15 protein-coding genes are annotated in these 14809 nt (G+C 39.4%); 13 read left to right on the top strand and 2 right to left on the bottom strand.

Translation table 11 applies throughout. The features are described 5' to 3' along the window. Positions 1-129: 129 nt before the first annotated feature. Together FAR12_RS08985 and FAR12_RS08990 are read right to left on the bottom strand one after the other, a co-directional pair. Positions 130-1065 (bottom strand): amidohydrolase family protein, encoded by a 936-nt coding sequence (locus FAR12_RS08985; protein WP_126408363.1) that lies wholly within the window; start codon positions 1063-1065, stop codon positions 130-132. A gap of 20 nt (positions 1066-1085) precedes the next feature. Next, positions 1086-1868 carry an IclR family transcriptional regulator gene (locus FAR12_RS08990; protein ID WP_126408364.1) on the bottom strand — a complete coding sequence of 261 codons (783 nt, stop codon included), beginning with the start codon at positions 1866-1868 and terminating at the stop codon, positions 1086-1088. A gap of 260 nt (positions 1869-2128) precedes the next feature. Here FAR12_RS08990 and FAR12_RS08995 point away from each other — a divergent pair, with 260 nt between their 5' ends. From FAR12_RS08995 to FAR12_RS09055, 13 genes are all read left to right on the top strand, one after another. Next, a complete protein-coding gene (locus tag FAR12_RS08995; RefSeq protein WP_126408365.1) occupies positions 2129-3592 on the top strand; it encodes an aldehyde dehydrogenase in 1464 nt (487 codons plus the stop codon). Positions 3593-3615: 23 nt separating this feature from the next. Further along, positions 3616-4392, top strand: a complete 777-nt coding sequence (locus tag FAR12_RS09000) for a 2-keto-4-pentenoate hydratase (protein ID WP_246010356.1) — start codon at positions 3616-3618, stop codon at positions 4390-4392. Positions 4393-4417: 25 nt separating this feature from the next. Continuing rightward, positions 4418-5305 (top strand): acetaldehyde dehydrogenase (acetylating), encoded by an 888-nt coding sequence (locus FAR12_RS09005; RefSeq protein WP_126408366.1) that lies wholly within the window; start codon positions 4418-4420, stop codon positions 5303-5305. A 21-nt stretch (positions 5306-5326) separates the two neighbouring features. Next, positions 5327-6337 (top strand): 4-hydroxy-2-oxovalerate aldolase, encoded by a 1011-nt coding sequence (gene dmpG, locus FAR12_RS09010; RefSeq protein WP_126408367.1) that lies wholly within the window; start codon positions 5327-5329, stop codon positions 6335-6337. A 41-nt stretch (positions 6338-6378) separates the two neighbouring features. Further along, entirely contained in the window at positions 6379-7167 is a 789-nt protein-coding gene (locus FAR12_RS09015) for a 2-keto-4-pentenoate hydratase (RefSeq protein ID WP_126408368.1), read from the top strand. A gap of 27 nt (positions 7168-7194) precedes the next feature. Then, positions 7195-7380, top strand: coding sequence for a 4-oxalocrotonate tautomerase (locus tag FAR12_RS09020; protein ID WP_126408369.1), 186 nt, complete (start codon positions 7195-7197; stop codon positions 7378-7380). A gap of 103 nt (positions 7381-7483) precedes the next feature. Further along, a complete protein-coding gene (locus FAR12_RS09025) occupies positions 7484-8332 on the top strand; it encodes a DODA-type extradiol aromatic ring-opening family dioxygenase (RefSeq protein WP_126408370.1) in 849 nt (282 codons plus the stop codon). A 71-nt stretch (positions 8333-8403) separates the two neighbouring features. Continuing rightward, positions 8404-9579 (top strand): 4-hydroxybenzoate 3-monooxygenase, encoded by a 1176-nt coding sequence (pobA, locus tag FAR12_RS09030; protein ID WP_126408371.1) that lies wholly within the window; start codon positions 8404-8406, stop codon positions 9577-9579. A 195-nt stretch (positions 9580-9774) separates the two neighbouring features. Beyond that, positions 9775-10842 carry a TRAP transporter substrate-binding protein gene (locus FAR12_RS09035; protein WP_126408372.1) on the top strand — a complete coding sequence of 356 codons (1068 nt, stop codon included), beginning with the start codon at positions 9775-9777 and terminating at the stop codon, positions 10840-10842. Positions 10843-10864: 22 nt separating this feature from the next. After that, on the top strand, positions 10865-11437 hold the full coding sequence (locus tag FAR12_RS09040) for a TRAP transporter small permease (protein ID WP_126408373.1): 573 nt from the start codon (positions 10865-10867) through the stop codon (positions 11435-11437). Beyond that, positions 11427-12731: a TRAP transporter large permease gene (locus tag FAR12_RS09045; RefSeq protein ID WP_126408374.1), complete on the top strand. Its 1305-nt coding sequence runs from the start codon at positions 11427-11429 to the stop codon at positions 12729-12731. Before FAR12_RS09040 ends, FAR12_RS09045 begins: the two co-directional genes overlap by 11 nt. A 12-nt stretch (positions 12732-12743) precedes the next feature. Then, complete coding sequence (locus tag FAR12_RS09050; RefSeq protein ID WP_126408375.1) at positions 12744-14093, top strand: aromatic ring-hydroxylating oxygenase subunit alpha; 1350 nt, start codon at positions 12744-12746, stop codon at positions 14091-14093. Continuing rightward, on the top strand, positions 14090-14611 hold the full coding sequence (locus tag FAR12_RS09055) for a 3-phenylpropionate/cinnamic acid dioxygenase subunit beta (RefSeq protein WP_126408376.1): 522 nt from the start codon (positions 14090-14092) through the stop codon (positions 14609-14611). The genes FAR12_RS09050 and FAR12_RS09055 overlap by 4 nt, the downstream gene beginning before the upstream one ends. The last annotated feature ends 198 nt before the right edge of the window (positions 14612-14809 follow it).

Here is a 14809-nt window from a genome sequence, read left to right on the forward strand (position 1 = left end):
TTCCAATAAATTGATAACGCTTTCAAATATGCTTGGCAATTATCTGATTACCCAAAATCATATCAGTGGGAATATTTGACGTAAACCTAGTTGTTGCCTTATATGAAACTACTAAAAAATCTATGAAGATTATTTTAGTAAGGCAAGGGCTCCCTTTTGTCCAATATTTTCTGGCGGCCATACGCAAAGATCGAATGGATAGTCAGAACCAGTGACGACTCGGTCCTCGCCTACTGTTTTTAATAGAAAATTGACGCTATCTTTATTCCATAACACAGTGTCATACCAAAAACGCGTTAAGTATTCAGAGGGGCGTGCCTGCAAATTAGTAGATACAAGTTCCCATTGTTCATAGCCTTTATCGAGTCTACCAATTTGATAAGGGAGGAATCCACCACCGTGAGCAAAGAGAATTTTAACCTTCGGGAATCGGTCGATAAGTCCACTTAATAATAGATCAGTAGCACAAACAGTCGTTTCCCAAGGCACACCGATTAAATTTGGCATCATCCTTCTTTTAAGGCGAGGATCCTCACATAGGAGAGGGTGAATGAACACGATCGCTTCTAACCTGTTCGCTTCTTCAAAAAATGGCGTGAAAAAGTCATCGGATAGCATATGTCCGTCAAGACCTGGACCAATGATCACGCCTTTTAATCCTAATTGCATAGCATCGTTTAAGATTTGTGCAGCTCTGTCTGGACTTGTAAGTGGAACGGTTCCTAATGCTGAAATTTTGTCTGTATATGTGTGGGAGAGGTTTGCTAAAGCTTGATTGTAAACTTTTGAAAGGTCAGTTGTAATATCTAGGGAGAAGTCGTACATGAATAATTGCGGAATGGGTGAAACCACTGAGTGTGTAACGCCAACTGTTTCTTGTTCTTGTAAAAAGAGTTGACTGTCAATAAAGGCCTGTTTTAGCTCAAAACCCCATTTCCCATTTACAACAAGGAACTCATTTTTATCTTCCGTTTTTTTGATCCACTTGGCATTCACTTTTTGCTGATGATCCCTTAACCAAGTGATTACATCTTCAGGGATAAAATGAGTATGGAAATCGTACATAACAACATTCCTTTCATTTTTTATTTTCGCGGAAAATAGCCCATACGTTCAGAGACATCCATCGCGGCTTGAATCACCTTTTTTGATAGGCTAGGAATTTTGTTCGTTTGGATTCTTTGTTTTGGACCTACAACTGAAAGGGCAGCTATCACTTTTCCTTTGTAATCATAGATGGGAGCAGCAATCGAGTTCACACCCTCGAGAAATTCTTCAATGCTGTGGGCGTATCCGTCCTGCCTAATTTTTGTGAGATGTAGACGAAGCTTTTCAGGTTCTGTGATCGTATTTTTGTTAAATTTTTTCAAGCCTTTTTTGATAACGTTTTCAATTATTTCGTCCCTTGAGAACGCCAGTAATACTTTCCCAGAACTTGTGCAGTAAGGTGGGTTTCGTTTTCCTACATGTGTCAGGAACCGGACAGGGTGGTTGCACTCAACTTTATTTAAGTAGATGACCTCGAGGTTATCCAAAACGGAAATATGAGCTGTTTCTCCGATATTTTCTACCAGTCTATTTAAAACGGGCTGTGATTCGCGGTACACATCCATGTGGCTATTCACAATTCCACTTAAAGATAGGATGGAGAGACCTAACCGATATTTTTTAGTTTCCGGATCTTTGAACACAAATCCCTCACTAGCAAGAGTACTCATCGTTCGACTAACTGTACTTTTATTAAGTCCTAGAGCTGCTGAAAGGTCAGAAATCTTTTTTTCGGGTTCATCCATTGAAAAACTCTTTAAAATTCGTAGTGCATTTTTAACAGAGGAAAGATGATTGTCATCTCGCTCCATTAAGGTCATAAATATTCCTCCTTAGCGTCTCTTTATAGTAACCATTGTTTCTATATTGGAAATATAGCAGAGATTAAAAATAAAATAAAGAACTTTTTAAATATTATGATATTTGAATCAATATGCCTACAGTACAGCATTTTTAGCCTTTTAAAAAAATATTCTTAGTTGCATATAGAGCAACTAGTGCATTGAATAAAGATTTTGCAAGCGTTAACATAATTTTTAGAAAATGCAGAAAAAACATAATACTAAGGAGGACTATCTTCATGAAAGTAGAAACTAAAGTACAAGCAATCAATTGTTTACATTTTATTAATGGGCAGTTTGTTGATTCTCAGAATAAAAAATCCTTTGAAAATATCAATCCTGCCACAGAAGAAATATTGGGGACGGTTGCTGAAGGTGGCAAAGAGGAAGTTGATTTTGCAGTAAGAGCAGCGAGAAGAGCACTAGGTGGTCCCTGGAAAACAATGACTCTGACAGAACGTTCTAAAATTATTCGTAAGATTGGGGACCTGATTCTTGAAAGGCAGGAAGAATTAGCAAGATTGGAATCGCTAGATACAGGCAAGCCTGAGTGGCTGGCCAATAAAATTGATATTCCAAGAGCTGCTTATAATTTTCATTTTTTCGCAGATTATATGATTTCTGTTGGTACAGAAGCGTATCAGCAGGATGATCAGGCGCTTCATTATTCATACAGACGTCCTGTTGGTGTAGTTGGAATCATTAAGCCTTGGAATTTGCCATTGCTACTTCTAACATGGAAGCTTGCACCATGCTTAGCGATGGGAAATACAGCGGTAATCAAACCGGCAGAATGGACTCCAATGACAGCGACGGTCTTAATGGAGATTTGTAAGGAAGCAGGAGTACCAGATGGGGTTGTTAATCTAGTTCATGGTTTTGGCCCGAATTCAGCAGGGGGAGCCATTTCTGAACATCCAGATATAGATGCGATTTCTTTTATTGGTGAACCAAGTACAGGAACAGCGATTATGAAATCCGCAGCTGATTCTTTGAAAAAACTTTCCTATGAGCTAGGTGGAAAAAATCCAAATATTATTTTTGCAGATAGTGATTTAGATGATGTTATCGAAACTACGCTTCGCTCAAGCTTTATTAATCAAGGAGAGGTTTGTCTTTGCGGCTCACGCTTATATGTAGAGCGTCCAATCTTTGATGAATTCGTTCAAAGATTTGTAGAGGCAACAAAAGAATTGAAGGTTGGAGATCCCCTACAAAAGGATTCAAATGTAGGTGCATTAGTGAGCAAGGAGCATTATGACCGTGTTATGAGCTATGTTGAGATAGCGAGAAACGATGGTGGTACCATCCATACTGGAGGCAAGCGTCCTGAAGGTCTAGAAAAAGGATACTTCCTTGAGCCAACGATTATTACAGGCTTAGATCGAAATTCCCGTTGCGTGCGAGAAGAAATTTTTGGACCAGTGGTTACGATTACTCCGTTTGATATGGAAGAAGAGGTAATCATGCAAGCAAATGATACGCATTATGGGTTGAGTGCAACAATCTGGACGACTGATTTAAAGAAAGCACATCGTGTAGCTCATCAAATCGAAGCGGGAATTATTTGGGTTAATACTTGGTTCTTACGTGATCTTAGAACTCCATTTGGAGGTATGAAGCACAGTGGAATTGGCAGAACTGGCGGCATGCATAGTCTTGACTTTTATTCAGAACTCTCGAATATCACAATTAAATTATAGGTTTTAGAAGGGAAGGATGGATATTGTCTGAAAAAATTACTCTATACGCAAAGCAACTAGCTCAAGCAGAAGAAACGAAAATCGGTATTTCTCCACTTACTGAGATGGATGCAGAATTGTCAATTCAGGAGGCATATGCCATTCAACTTGAAAATATCCATCGGAAACTAGTCCAGGGTCAAAAGGTAGTTGGAAAGAAAATAGGCTTAACCTCTTTGGCCATGCAAAATCTGCTCGGGGTAAACGAGCCAGACTACGGTCATTTGTTAGATTGTATGGTAGTGGAAAATGGCGGGAAGGTTCCTAATGAAAAGGTAATGCAACCTAAGGTTGAAGGAGAAATCGCCTTTATTCTCAAGAAAGATTTAAAGGGACCAAATGTTACAACATTAGATGTCCTTCAAGCAACTGAATACATTGTTCCAGCACTTGAGATTGTCGATAGTCGTATTCAAGATTGGAAAATTAAATTAACGGACACCGTCGCAGACAATGCTTCATCTGGCTTTTATGTTCTTGGCGGAAAGCCAGTAAAAATAGATGAGGTTGACCTTAAATTAATCGGAATGGTCCTAGCTAAAAACGGTGAAATCGTAAATACCGGAGTCGGGGCTGCAGCTCTAGGAAATCCTGCGAGCTGTGTGGCGTGGCTTGCTAATAAACTATTTGAATTTGATATTTCCTTACGCGCGGGAGAAGTGATCTTGTCAGGTGCCTTATCGGCTGCTGTAGAGGCAAAGGCTGGAGACGCTTTTACTGCTAAGTTCGCTCATCTTGGAGAAGTTAGTGTTCAGTTTTAATAGTTTTAAAAGAAGGGGGAGGCTCATGAACAAAGTAAAGGTAGCTGTACTAGGTTCGGGGAATATTGGAACAGATTTGATGCTTAAGCTAAGACGTTCGGAAATATTGGAACTGACGACAGTCATTGGGATTGATCCGAATTCTGATGGATTGAGAATGGCGAGAGAGTTTGGTTTTGAAACGATTGATACAGGGATTAAAGGATTTTTAGAAAAACCAGAGCTTGCTGATATTGTTTTTGATGCGACTTCAGCAAAGGCTCATATTCGTCATGCGAAGTTGCTTCGCGATTCCAGAAAGCAGGTGCTTGATTTAACACCAGCTGCGGTTGGACCTTTTGTGGTTCCTTCGGTGAATATTAGTGAGCACCTTGATGCAGATAATATCAATCTTATTACCTGTGGCGGTCAAGCGACTATTCCAATTGTTCATGCGATCAATCGCGTTCAGCAAGTAGAATATGCGGAAATAGTGGCGACCATCTCGAGCAAAAGTGCTGGTCCTGGAACGAGAGCGAATATCGATGAATTTACACAAACGACGGCTCGAGGAATTGAAAAAATTGGCGGAGCCAAAAAAGGAAAAGCGATCATCATCTTAAATCCTGCAGAACCCCCAATTATCATGAGAGATACGATCCACGTATTACTTGAAGATCAATTGGTTGACGAGGAGCGAATTATCACTTCTGTAAATGAAATGGCGGCACAGGTTCAAACATATGTGCCTGGGTACCGTTTAAGACAACAGCCGTTTTTTGATGGAAATCGAGTGACTGTATTTATCGAAGTCGAGGGCGCGGGTGATTATTTGCCGAAGTACTCAGGGAACTTAGATATCATGACGGCTGCCTCAGTAAAAGTTGCTGAAGAATGGGCAAAGCATAAGATTTCAAAGGTGTCTTTAATCTAGGAAGAAGGGGGTTGGAATAGAATGGAAGCATTTAGGGATGTTCTCATTACAGAAGTCGCGTTAAGGGATGGAAGCCATGCCATTCGCCACCAATTTACAGTTGATCAAGTGGTAGCTGTTGCGAAGGGATTAGATGAAGCAAATGTCCCATACATCGAAGTATCCCATGGTGATGGATTAGGAGGTTCTTCTCTCCAATATGGATTATCTTTGACCAATGAGATGGAACTCATTGAAGCTGCAGCGTCAGTTGTGAAAAATGCCAAGATTGCTGTCCTCCTTTTACCTGGGATTGGCACAATGCCGGAATTAAAAGAAGCCGCTAGTCTAGGGGCCAAAATGGCCAGAATTGCCACTCATGTTACGGAAGCAGACGTCTCTCCACAGCACATTTCGCTTGCCAAGGAACTAGGTCTTGAAACAGTTGGATTTCTTATGATGTCACACATGGCTCCTACTGCGAAATTAGTAGAACAAGCGAAATTGATGGAAAGTTATGGGGCAGATACCGTTTATGTAGTTGATTCTGCCGGTGCACTTTTACCACATCAAGTAAAGGAAAGAGTTAGGGCACTAAAGGATGCCTTAACGGTTAATGTGGGATTCCATGCGCACAATAATCTCTCTCTCGCTATGGCTAATACGCTCGCAGCGATTGAAGAGGGGGCAACTCGAATCGATGGAAGCATTCGTTGCTTAGGAGCTGGTGCGGGAAATACACAAACGGAAGTATTGGTTTCAGTACTTGATAAACTAGGCATTCAAACCGGAATCGATATTTATAAAATGATGGATATCGCTGAGAACATTGTAGCTCCAATACTTGAAAAGCCACAGGAGATTACTAAAGACAGTCTTGTCTTAGGATATGCAGGAGTCTACTCTAGTTTTCTATTACATGCGCAAAGGGCTTCAGAAAGATTTGGGATTGATTCAAGGGATATCTTAATTGAACTAGGCAAAAGAAATGTAGTTGGCGGACAGGAAGATATGATTTTAGATGTTGCTGCAGAGCTGGCGAATACGAAATAAATGGATTTTATTTTTCTACCGTTGCCTAAAGGAGGAGAAGAATGGAGAACGCTCTCTATAAGGATATTGCCAAATATCTAGTCTCAGCAGAAATTGAAAAACGGGAAGTTGAAAAGGTTACATCCACTATGAAACAAGACCTCACTGTTGAGGAAGCCTACTTTGTCCAAGAGGAGCTAGTGAAAATCAAGCTCGAAGAAGGACGACGAATCATTGGTCCAAAAATGGGGTTAACAAGTCAGGCGAAAATGCAGCAAATGGGCGTAAGTGAACCGATCTATGGATACGTATTTGATTATATGTTGATTGATGATGGTGGAAAAGTCTCACTTAAAGACTTAATCCATCCAAAAGCAGAAGCAGAGATTGCTTTTGTGATCGGTGAAGATATTGAGGGACCGGGTGTGACCGGTGCTCAAGTTTTAGCAAAAACGGAATATGTTTTACCGGCTCTTGAGATTATTGATAGCCGCTACGAAAACTTTAATTTTACATTGCCAGACGTCATCGCTGATAATGCGTCTACCTCAAGAGTTGTGTTTGGGACCTCGTTAAAAAAACCTGAACTTTTTGAGCTAGATGTAGTTGGTGGAGTTTTAACGATTAACGGTGTTATTAAAGAGCTTGGTGCTGGAGCTGCTGTACTAGGTCATCCTGCTAATTCCGTTGCGATGCTTGCTAATATGCTGGCAAGAAAAGGTGAAAAGGTCAAAAAGGGAGATATCATTTTAACCGGTGCAATTACAGGAGCTGTGATGTTACAGAATGGAGATTCCGTGAGAGCAAAATTTGATGGTTTAGGTGAAGTCACTTTTACAGTAGTTGAATAATTTTCAAAAAGAAGGGATTAAAAGCATATGCCCATTATCAATGTCCAATTACTAGAAGGCAGGTCTGAAGAGAAGATTGCAGAGGTCATTCAAAACATCACGAATACTGTTTCAGAAACGTTGGATTCACCAGTAGAGAATATTCGAGTTGTTGTGACTGAGATACCGAAGACTCATTGGGGAAAAGCAGGAAAACCAATGTCACAAAAGTAATTTTTGAAGTAATGGAAGATAAACCATATCCAAGCCCCATTGGAGTTGTAACATAAAATAACTTAAGTGGTTTATCTTTCAATTATATTAGGGAGGTTTATGAATGACGATTGAATTAAGTTTATTGGCCCCGCATGTGCCGAGTATTTGTCATGAAGAACAAGCACCGGAGTTTCAGAAGGATATGGTGGCCTCCATGAAGGGTCTTGCGAAAAAAATCGAAAGTATTAAACCTGATGTAGTGGTGTTAGTTTCTTGTCATTGGCCATCAACTTTCTTCCATTATGTTGACTGCACTCCAGAGCATAAAGGAATTTTAACTGCATTTGAAGCCCCGGATTTGATTAAGGATGTTCCTTATCATTATCCAGGAGATGCAGAATTAGCAAAAGAACTAGTTAAAGCTGGTGAGGAAGCTGGTCTTCAAGTACAAGGAGTAAATGATCCTTATTATATTTGGGACTACGGGACAGTTGTTCCGTTGAGATACCTTGTTCCAAATGAAGATACTCCAGTTATTAATTTATCAGTGACGTTAGCGGCTAGTCTAGAAGAGACCTATAAATGGGGGAAAGAGATCGCCAAGGTGTTAAGAGAAAGTGACAAGAAAGTCATTTTTGTTTCCAGCGGTGCCCTTTCTCACAATCTAGTAAGAGGTAGACACAATAAACCAACGGTCTCCGAGCATGCATTGGATAAACAATTTATTGATTTTGTCATGAAAAAAGATTATCAGTCAGCTTATGAAATGCTTCCTCAATATGCTAGGTTAGCCAAGGTAGAATCAGGTGGTCGACATTTAGCCATGCTTTTTAGCATGATAGAGGATGGTTGGGAGCCAACTTATTTTGCCGATGGGCAGTCCTCTGGTAGCTGGAATGCATTAATTGCCTTTGGTGAGAAAGAAACGGTTCGTTTTGTGACCGAAGCAGATGCAGAATTTGTAAAGTGAAAGTTTTGAAGGCGCTTAAAAAGGTGATGGGATGTATCGCCTTTTTACAGTTATAAAAGGGGGAGGATGGTATGCGTACCCAGGTTGGTATTATTGGAGCTGGGCCAGCAGGTCTAATGCTTTCGCATCTTCTGCATCTTCAAGGAATTGACTCGATTGTTTTGGAAAATCGTTCAAGAAAAGAAATAGAAGGAACGATTCGTGCTGGTGTATTGGAACAGGGAACGGTTGAGCTCTTGAAGGGAACTGGGGTTGGTGAACGATTAGTGAAGGAAGGTTCTGTTCATCATGGAATCGAATTGCAATTTAATGGAAGAAGACATCGAATCAATATGAATGAACTAACAGGAGGGAAGAGCATTACCGTTTATGCTCAACACGAGGTCATTAAGGATTTAGTTGCCTCACGTCTTCATGATGGTGCGCAAATTTATTTTGATGTTAGAGATGTAAGGTTACTAGATATTGAGACTTCTTCACCAAAGATTCGTTTCCGAAAGGATGGGGTTGAGGAAGAGATTGAGTGCGATTTTATAGCTGGTTGTGATGGGTACCATGGACCAAGTCGAAAATCGATTCCAGAATCTGAGCGTAAAGAATTCAAACATACGTATCCGTTTGGTTGGTTAGGAATATTAGCAGAGGCACCACCTTCTAATCCTGAATTAATTTACAGCAATCATGAATCTGGATTCGCCCTCATTAGCACAAGGTCTATTGACATTCAACGCTATTATCTGCAGGTGGATCCATCAGAGCATATAGAGAATTGGTCGGATGACCGCATTTGGACAGAATTGCATAAGCGAGTTGATCTAAAAGATTGGAAGCTAAATGATGGACCAATTATCCAAAAAAATATCGTTTCCATGAGGAGCTTTATTTGTGAAACGATGCAATATGGACGGCTCTATCTAGCTGGAGATGCTACCCATATTGTCCCGCCAACAGGCGCAAAAGGGCTTAATTTGGCAATTGCTGATGTTCAAGTATTATCAAATGCGATGAAGAAGTATTATCATGAACAGCAAACAGAACTTCTTACTCGATATTCTGAAATTTGTACAAGGCGAGTGTGGAAAGCACAACGCTTTTCAGCATGGATGACGAGAATGCTCCATCGTAATTTTGAACATTCTCCTTTTGAATATGGACTTCAACTTGCTGAATTAGACCTCGTGACATCTTCTCAGTCAGCTGCGAAAAGTCTCGCTGAACAATATGTTGGACTACCTCTAGAATATTAGAATCAAAAAATTTCATTTGTTGCATATAAAGAAACTATGTTGTTGTCCTGAAGTTTTCGACTCTATATGATACAAGAAAGATCATACAAAATATTGGTAAATTAAGAATCGGGAGAGAGGGGGAACTTTTCCTTCATAAAATGAAAGCGTTTTATTTCGAAGTGGAAAAAGTATAAAAATTGGGGGTTAATAAAAATGCTTAGAAAGCCTATTAAATTATCTTTTTTATGTTTAATCATACTTAGTATATTAACATTTAGTGCTTGCTCAAATAGTTCTAGTGGTAATGGGGATGCGGCTAGTGGGGATGGTGGAACCGTTGAATTAAAGTTAGGTCATATGAATTCTCCAGAACATGTGCAGGACTCAGGGGCGATGACACCATTTAGTAAAGACGTGGAAGAATTAACAGATGGGCGAGTCAAATTTCAAGTTTATCCAGGCGGAGCTTTAGGTGGACCAACAGATACATTCGATAATATTGTGACAGGAATTATGGATGCTGGTTGGGGGTTACATGGCTATAATGCAGGGAAATTCACTGTTCATACGGTTTTGCAATTGCCTTTCTTAGCTGATGGAACAGCTGCTGAACTAAGTGTAGTAGCCCAGAAGCTATATGATACTTTCCCAGAAATTCAGGATGAATACTCGGATGTTAAACCATTATGGATTCATGCGGCAGATCCTTATGCGATCATTACGAAAGGAAAAGCAGTTAGAAGCTTTGATGATGTAAAAGGCTTAAAACTTAGAACTCCTTCAGTAGAAGCAGGGAATATGATTGAGTCTTGGGGAGCTACGCCAGTATCTTTGCCCGCTCCAGAAATTTATGATGCATTGCAAAAAGGTGTAATAGATGGTGGAGTTCTTCCGGTGGCGGCGATTAGGGATTTTAATTTAGCGGATATCGTGGATTATGTAACACTAGGAAACTTCAATACGAGTCTATTTTATGTGGTTATGAATAAAGACAGTTGGAATAAGATTCCTGCTGATGACCAGAAGTTAATTGAGGAAGAATTGTTAGGCTTACCAATGGCAGAGCGTGCTGGAAAAGCATTTGATGAACAGAAAGAAAAAGCAGAACAAGATGCTGAGGCAGCAGGAGTTGAATTTATTACTTTGCCTGATGAAGAGTTAAATAAATTTAAAGATGCTGCTGAGGTGGTAACCGAAAAATGGCTGTCTGATATGGAAGCCAAAGGAATCGACGGACAAAAGATTTATGATGAAACGGTGAAATTGATCAAAGGGGAATAGTCTGAACAATTGAGGTGATGATATGAAACCAGAGGTTCAAGAAAGCCAATCGTTGGGAGCCCCAGCTCTCAACGATGCTTCTTTTTTGCAAAAACTGACAACGAAATTTGAAGCAATTACATTGTTTTTAAATAATGCATTGCACAGGGTTTCAAGTATTATTTTATTCTTGCTTATGTTTTTGACATTGGCTGATGTCGTTGGACGTTATTTTTTCAATAAGCCGATTACTGGAACTTATGAAATTACTAGTTTAGCACTTGCGTTGATGATTTTTTTTAGCTTAGGTTCTGCCCAAATTAAAAAGGATCATATTGAAATTGATTTCCTAACAAATAAAATGCCTGTGAAAGTACAGAATTTCCTTGGTTTATTAAGCTCTTTGCTTCTTACTATTTTAATGGCTTTAACTACTTGGCAATTATATGAATATACAATGAGAGTTTGGTTAGGTCATGAAACAAGCGGTGACTTAGGAATGCCGTTATATATTTTTTCGGGTCTAACCATTATTGGAGCGTTTTGCTTTACGCTCACTTATCTCTTAGATGGTTTGAAAAATTTGTTGAAGTTGGTGAAAAAGAATGAGTCCTGAGCTTATAGGTGTTATCGGAATTGTTTTGTTATTAGTGCTCATCTTATTAAGGGTCTCAGTCGGTCTATCTTTGTTTCTTGTTGGTTTCTTAGGTGTGGCATGGTTATCAGATTGGAATGTGGGACTTTCGCAGCTAGGAACTTCCGCCTTTGGTACCGCGAAAAACTATAGCTTAAGTGTTATTCCGTTATTTATTTTAATGGGAATGTTCATGTCAAATACCGGCCTGGGAAAAGATTTGTTTCAGGCTGTAGATAAATGGATTGGACATTTTCGTGGAGGTTTGGCAATTGCAACAATTGGGGCTGCATCCATCTTTGCGGCTATTTCAGGGTCTTCTAATGCAACAACTGCGACGCTTGCGAAAATAACGATTCCTGAAATGAAAGAATATAACTATAAAACTACCTTTTCTACTGCAGCTGTTGCTGCTGGAGGTACGTTAGGAATATTAATTCCTCCGAGCGTAATCTTGATTTTGTATGGGGCTCTGACAAATGAGCCAATTGGTCCTCTATTAATTGGAGGGTTAATTCCAGGGGTTATTATGACGATTCTTTTCATGTTGATGATTAATATTCAAGTAAGACTAAACCCATCCATTGCACCAAGGAAAAAAGAATCCACTCCTTTTAAAGAAAAAATGTCATCATTAAGAGGTGTTTGGCCATTTCTTGTGATCTTTTTCATCAGTATCGGTGGCATTTATTTTGGGGTATTTACACCGAGTGAAGCAGGTGGAATTGGGGCGGTTGGAGCATTCTTGCTAACCCTCTTTACGAAAAGATTGAATTGGACTAAATTATATTCTTCACTAGATGAATCGATTCGTTTAACGGTTATGCTCTTTTTAATCTTAATTGGTGCTTCATTATTTGGGAAATTTCTAGCTCTAAGTCAGATTCCGATGTACTTAACTTCTACAGTAGGAAGCTTAGATGTTTCACCTTATTTGATTATGGCCATGATTCTTGTCGTCTACTTTATATTAGGAATGTTTATGGAAGGGATCGCGATTATGGTATTAACTTTGCCAATCGTATATCCATTAATTACACAACTCGGATTTGATGGTCTTTGGTTCGGTATCATCATGGTCATGGTGCTTAATATTGGGGTATTAACTCCACCTCTCGGATTAAGCATTTACATTATTAGTGGTGTTGTCAGGGATGTACCGATTGAGAAGATTTTTAAAGGGGTTATTCCCGCTATTGTGACAATGATTATTTTTACAATCATTTTGGTCATCTTTCCAGAAATCGTTACATTTTTACCAAATATGATTCAGTAGAGGAGGTCCCATATGATCAAGAAGACACTAGAAGAAAAAGCTTTTACACATTTAAAAGAAAAAATGGATGAAGGCTTATTGCCGCAGTGGGTCTTAACAGATCCTGATATTTATGATTTGGAAATTGAAAAAATCTTTGGTTACTCGTGGCAGTTTCTTGGCCATGAAACGGAAATTAAAGAGCCAGGAAGTTATGTGACTAGGTGGATGGTACATGATCCGGTCATTCTATTGCGAAATCGTAATGGGGAAATTAAAGCGTTTTTAAACTCATGTACGCATCGTGGAACCCAATTATGTACAGCTGATCGAGGAAATAAGAAAACATTTACATGCCCTTACCATGGCTGGAGCTATAATCTTGACGGTGATTTAATAGGAATTGTCGCTGGGAATAAAGTATATGGTGAAGAAATGGATAAGTCTGAATGGGGTCTCCGTCCAATTCCAAAGGTTGAATCTTATCAAGGGATGATTTTTGGCAATTTGGACCCGAATGCGGAATCTCTCGAGGACTACTTAGGAGAAATGAAGTGGTATCTTGATATTTTACTAGGGAGAAGCGGTGGGATGGAAGTCATCGGCCTTCCGCAAAGATGGGTGGCTAAGGCAAATTGGAAAGCGACAACAGAAAACTTTGCTGCAGACCCTTACCATGTGCAAACGACGCATCGTTCAACGGTGGAAATGGGTATTAGCCCAGAGGATCCTCTGTATGCAGGATATGGACATCAAGTCGTAATGAAAAATGCTCATGGGATCAATGTGATCACTTCGAAAACGGGGAAGGCAAGAGTGCCATTTCAAGGTACGCCTGAGTCGATGTGGCCATTATTCGAAAAACATTTAACTCCTGAACAATTAGATATTCAATCAAGAGTAACTGTATTTGTAGGTGGCGTTTATCCGAACCTTTCCTTTGTAAGTCCGATTCATGGAACAGAAGGGCATCTTCACAATTATTTGAATTTCAGGATGTGGAGGCCTTTATCGCCTGAAAAGGTGGAGGTTTGGTGTTGGTTCTTGATAGATAAAGCGATGCCTGAAGATTATAAGCAAGCTGCTTATAAGGGTTATTTAGGCTCATTTGGTCCTTCTGGTACCCTAGAACAGGATGATACAGAGACTTGGGCACGTATTGTCGAGGTAAGTAAAGGATTGATGATGAAGGACAAGGAACTAAATTATAATAGTGTGAGCAACTATTTAATGGGCTATAACCGTGTGGAGCCCGATGAGAATTTCCCTGGTCCAGGAACAGCATATCCAACCACTTATATTGATTCGATTTCGAGAAGTATGCATGAAAGATGGTTGGAGTTAATTTCTAAGGACCTATTTGTAAAGGAGGAGTCACAATGAGCTCCGAGGTGAAAAAAGTAACACCTGAGTTACAAATGGAAATTACGAATCTTTATTATCAAGAGGCATATTTTTTAGATAATCGGAAATATAAAGAATGGTTAGAATTACTTACAGATGATATTAACTATAAAATGCCCATGCGTGAAACTGTTGAGGGAGTTGATATCGATAATATTGCCGAGGACTCTTCTTTTTTCGAAGAGACAAAAACATCCTTATCGACAAGGGTCAATCGTCTGTATACAAAGTCGGCTTGGGTAGAAAATCCAGCTACTAGACAAAGACATTTTATTACGAATATTGTTATTGATGGTACTGAAAATCCGAATGAATACAATGTCAGAAGCTATTTCTTGTTTAAACGAAGCAGAGGTTCAACGACAGACATAGAAGAGATGTTTGGAGAGCGTAATGATATAGTAAGGTTGGTAAATAATCAATGGAAAATTGCCTCTCGTATTGTCTATCCTGATCAATCGGTCATCACTACGATGAATATGAGCATGTTTTTATAACTTTATTAAAAGAGCGAATCGATTGGACTCGATTGGCTCTTTCTTTATTTGGGGAAAAAATACGTCTTAGGTCTTAGCGTCATTTACATATGGGGTCTATATCAATTCGCTGGAAGTTTGATATGATAAAAGTTAGAACATCGTGTATATATAACTATGGTTGAAACTTTCTTATTATTTTATCGTAATTATATAGAG

This window comes from Bacillus yapensis, assembly GCF_005280205.1.
Lineage (GTDB): Bacteria > Bacillota > Bacilli > Bacillales > Cytobacillaceae > Robertmurraya > Robertmurraya yapensis.